This is a genomic window from Aquabacterium sp., from assembly GCF_035476535.1.
Classification (GTDB): Bacteria; Pseudomonadota; Gammaproteobacteria; order Burkholderiales; family Burkholderiaceae_C; genus Pseudaquabacterium.
This window is the reverse complement of record NZ_DATILJ010000249.1, coordinates 1-2,991: the sequence shown is the minus strand read 5'-3', so window position 1 is coordinate 2,991 and position 2,991 is coordinate 1. Positions and strand designations below refer to the sequence as shown.

4 protein-coding genes are annotated in these 2,991 nt (G+C 70.4%); all 4 read left to right on the top strand.

What is annotated here, in order from left to right:
* Window positions 1–139 precede the first annotated feature (139 nt).
* On the top strand, window positions 140–670 hold the full coding sequence (locus VLK61_RS24545; protein WP_325424915.1) for a hypothetical protein: 531 nt from the start codon (window positions 140–142) through the stop codon (window positions 668–670).
* A complete protein-coding gene (locus tag VLK61_RS24540; protein WP_325424913.1) occupies window positions 667–1,695 on the top strand; it encodes an MBL fold metallo-hydrolase in 1,029 nt (342 codons plus the stop codon). Before VLK61_RS24545 ends, VLK61_RS24540 begins: the two co-directional genes overlap by 4 nt.
* A 48-nt stretch (window positions 1,696–1,743) precedes the next feature.
* On the top strand, window positions 1,744–2,526 hold the full coding sequence (locus VLK61_RS24535) for a glycine-rich domain-containing protein (protein WP_325424911.1): 783 nt from the start codon (window positions 1,744–1,746) through the stop codon (window positions 2,524–2,526).
* 165 nt (window positions 2,527–2,691) lie between these two features.
* Window positions 2,692–2,991: ABC transporter permease subunit (locus VLK61_RS24530; protein WP_414636853.1), on the top strand; the 300-nt coding region annotated here is incomplete at its 3' end.

The window sequence follows — 2,991 nt, the reverse complement described above, 5'->3', positions numbered from 1 at the left end:
CGCCGGCCCGGGGGCCCTCATCAGATTGCACGGTGTAGGCCCATCCGGGCTGAGGCACACTCGCGCTCGCCAGGCCTTGCGCGATGGCAGCGCATGCCGGCGCACCGAGAGGACCCGATCAATGCGGCAGGAACAGACCTTGTCTCCGTCCGTCTGGCTGGCCAGCGGGCCGATCTCGATCGCCAACCCGTCGGTGGTGCTGCAGACCTTTCGCGCCGGCACGGCCAAGGTGGTGCGCTTCATCGGGCCGCACCGGCTGTACCGCGCCGCCGGCTGGGATGCCAAGAGCGGGCGCATGGCCTCGGCCTACGGCAGCTGGTGGTCCGATGAAAACGCGCTGGTGCAGATCGCCGCCCGCATCGAGCGCTTCGAGGGTTTCCTGCCGCCTGAATTGCTGAAGCGGGCCTGGCCCGCGCAGTACCGCGGCGCCGCCGCGCTGTGCGAGGACTGGAACGACATGCGCGAGATGTTCCGCCTGGACCTGCCGGCGCGTGAAGAGCTCACCGGCGTGGTCGGCCTGGCGGCCGAACAGCCGCAGCGCTCGACGATGGATCCCGCGCAGCGCCGCACGCCGATGCTGCCCGGCGGCGGCGAGCAGGTGTACTTCAAGCGCACGGCTTCGCTCAGCGCGATCAATCCGCTGTGGGTGTACGCCGAGCACCTGTGGTGAGCTGGCGCTTCGCCAAGCGCGCGCTGCTGTTCTTGGGCGTGTCACTGCTGGTGCTGGCCCTGGCGGTGGCCGGCTGGCTGACCTGGCAATTGCACAGCCGGCCCAGCCTGGCGCCTTATGCCGACCGCTGGTTGCCGGCCCTGCCGGCGGGGGCGCAGGCGCCGGTGCGCATGACGTTTCTCGGCGTCTGCACCGTGCTGCTGGACGATGGCGAGACCGCGATCCTGGTCGACGGCTTCTTCACCCGGCCGCCCGCGCGCAGCGTGGTGTTCGGCCGCATCGCGCCGGACCGCGAGATCATCGCCCGCGCGCTGGCCCGTGCCGGCATCACCCGGCTGGCGGCCGTGATCACCGTGCACTCGCACTACGACCACGCGATGGATGCGCCCGAGGTCGCGCGGCAGACCGGCGCGCTGGTGGTGGGGTCAGCCTCCACTGCCAACATCGCGCGCGGCTGGGGCCTGCCCGAGGACCGCATCCGTAGTGTGGCCGATGGCGACCGGCTGCGCTTCAGCCGCTGGCAGATCGAGATCATCGGCTCGCGCCATGCGCCGACCGCGGTGACCGGCGGCAGCATCGATGCGCCGCTGAAGCCGCCGGTGCGCGCCACGCGCTACGCCGAAGGCGGCAGCTTCTCGCTGATGCTGCGCAACGGCGAACGGACGATGCTGGTGCAGGGCTCGGCCGGCTTCGTGCCGGGCAAGCTGCAAGGACAGCGGGCCGACGTGGTGCTGCTGGGCATTGGCGCGCTTGGCCAGCAAGACGATGCCTACCGCGCCGCCTACTGGCACGAGGTGGTCACGACCACCGCGCCGCGCCGCGTGATCCCCATCCACTGGGACGATTTCCTGCTGCCGCTGGACCAGCCCTTGCAGCCCGCGCCGCGCTTGATCGATGACTTCGACCGCTCGATGCGATTCCTCATCGAGCGCGGCCGCGGCAGCCAGGTGGACGTCAAGCTGGCGCCGGCCTGGGGGGTGGTCGACCCCTTCGCCGGGCTGCCACCGCCTGGGCCCGTGCGGTGAGCGGCCATGGGCGGCCATGGGCGGCCATGAGCGGCAGAATCGCCGGCCATGGACACCGCCCTCTGGACCCATGTGTTTTTCAGCGCCACCGCCGGCGGCATCGGCCTGGTGGCCTGGCGCCTGCGGGCCGAAGCGGTGCGTGCGCGGCATGAACACGCGGTTCGCGAGCATGTCTTCGGCAGCCACTTGTTCGACAAGCTGGTCGCCAAGCACCCGCAGCTGACGCTGAAGGACTGCCACCTGGTGGCGCGCGCCTTGCGCCAGTTCTTCCTGGCCTACCTGAAGTGCGGCCGCGGCCCTGTCGGCATGCCCTCGCGCGTCGTCGACGACCTGTGGCACGAATTCATCCTGGACACCCGCAGCTACGCGCGCTTTTGCGAGCAGGCCTTCGGCGCCTACTTCCACCACCAGCCCGCCACCGGCATGGGCCGCGGTGCCGATGCCACGGCCGGGCTGCGCAACACCTGGCGCTGCGTGTGCCTGGAAGAGAACATCAACCCGATGAAGCCGACCCGCATGCCGCTGCTGTTTGCGCTGGACGACAAGCTGAAGATCGTCGGCGGCCAGCACTTCACGCTGCCGCAGAAGACGGGTCGGGTGGCTTCGCAGGTCGGGCACTTCGGCGATCGGCGCAACGACAGCGGCGGCAGCAGTAGCACCACCACCAGCAGCAGCGATACCGGCAGCAGCCTGGCCTGTTCCGGCGGCGGCCTGCTGGGCGACTGCCGGGGCGACGGCGGCGGTGGCAGCAGCGAGAGCAGCAGCAGTTCGTCCTGCAGCGGCGGCTCCAGTTGCAGTGGCGGCTGCGGCGGCGGCGGTGGCGGGGACTGAGACCGGCGTTTCCCCGCAGCAACCCTGATCCGCCCCGGAACACCCCCTGGGATCCGGGCCCCGCGAAGCGGTGTCACCACCGGGCTTTCCCTCGGCGACATCGCCGGCGGAACACCGCAGCATCGCGGCTGTGGCGCGTTGTCATCGCCATGGGAGTCGGAACGCGTGGCCTTCGTGCAACTGGTGATTTCGGGCGTCGCGCTGGGCTGCATCTATGCGTTGATCGCGCTCGGCTTCGTGCTGATCTACAAGGCCACCGAAACAGTGAACTTCGCGCAGGGCGAGCTGATGATGCTGGGCGCCTTCGGTGGCCTGGTGCTGATGCAGACCGTGGGCCTGTCGTTCTGGCTGGCCGCGCCGCTGGCCGTGCTCGGCATGATGGCGCTGGGCATCGCGCTCGAACGCCTGGTGATCCGGCCCATCCTCGGCCAGCCGCAGTTCACGATCGTCATGCTGACCATCGGC

Excerpts from the sequence above, each read along its gene's own strand:
- VLK61_RS24535 (WP_325424911.1), top strand. The coding sequence starts at position 1,744 with ATGGACACCGCCCTCTGGACCCATGTGTTTTTCAGCGCCACCGCCGGC.